This window comes from Enterocloster citroniae (assembly GCF_040545455.1).
Taxonomy (GTDB): domain Bacteria; phylum Bacillota; class Clostridia; order Lachnospirales; family Lachnospiraceae; genus Enterocloster; species Enterocloster citroniae.
In genome coordinates this window covers 1-1206 of the sequence record NZ_JBEPLZ010000066.1, presented here as the reverse complement: position 1 = coordinate 1206, position 1206 = coordinate 1, and the positions used below count along the sequence as shown (strand labels likewise).

Below are 1206 nucleotides of genomic sequence, written 5' to 3'. Positions count from 1 at the left end.
TCAACCTGTTGTCCATCGACTACGCCTCTCAGCCTCGCCTTAGGCCCCGACTTACCCAGAGCAGATCAGCTTTACTCTGGAAACCTTGGATATTCGGCCTGGAGGATTCTCACCTCCATCTCGCTACTCATTCCGGCATTCTCTCTTCTTAAAAGTCCACAGCTCCTTATCGGTACTGCTTCGCTCCTTTAAGAATGCTCCTCTACCAATGTACTTACGTACATTCCTAAGCTTCGGTGTTGTGTTTCAGCCCCGGACATTTTCGGCGCAGGACCTCTCGACTAGTGAGCTATTACGCACTCTTTGAATGTGTGGCTGCTTCTGAGCCAACATCCTAGTTGTCTTTGAAATCCCACATCCTTTTCCACTTAACACATACTTTGGGACCTTAGCTGTAGGTCTGGGCTCTTTCCCTTTTGACTACCCAACTTATCTCGTGCAGTCTGACTCCCGTACATCATTTATGCGGCATTCGGAGTTTGATATCCCTTGGTAAGCTTTGACGCCCCCTTAGGAATTCAGTGCTCTACCTCCGCTAAACTAATACGAGGCTAGCCCTAAAGCTATTTCGAGGAGAACCAGCTATCTCCGGGTTCGATTGGAATTTCTCCCCTATCCACACCTCATTCCCACCCTTTTCAACGGATGTGGATCCGGTCCTCCACGGAATTTTACTTCCGCTTCAACCTGGACATGGATAGGTCACCCGGTTTCGGGTCTGCCTGTACTGACTGTTGTCCTGCCCCTTGGGGCTGGACATTGCGCCCTGTTAAGACTTGGTTTCCCTTCGGCTCCGCACCTTAAGTGCTTAACCTTGCCAGTACCGGCAACTCGCCGGACCGTTCTACAAAAAGTACGCGGTCGCACCTTAACGTGCTTCCACAGCTTGTAAACACAGGGTTTCAGGTTCTCTTTCACTCCCCTCCCGGGGTCCTTTTCACCTTTCCTTCACAGTACTATGCTCTATCGGTCACTAAGGAGTATTTAGCCTTGGAGGGTGGTCCCTCCGACTTCCCACAAGGTTTCTCGTGTCTCGTGGTACTCTGGATCCTGCCGCTGCCTATTGTTTTCATGTACGAGACTTTCACTCTCTTTGGTCTGACTTCCCAGACAGTTCCATTAACAAATCAGCTCGCTTACGCAGTCCTTAACCCCAGCATGCACGCACGCTGGTTTGGGCTCTTCCCATTTCGCTCGCCGCTACTT

1 rRNA gene is annotated in these 1206 nt (G+C 50.7%); it reads right to left on the bottom strand.

The annotated features are described in order from the left end of the window. Nucleotides 1–1206, bottom strand: a 23S ribosomal RNA gene (locus ABID13_RS28600); the annotation flags it as partial.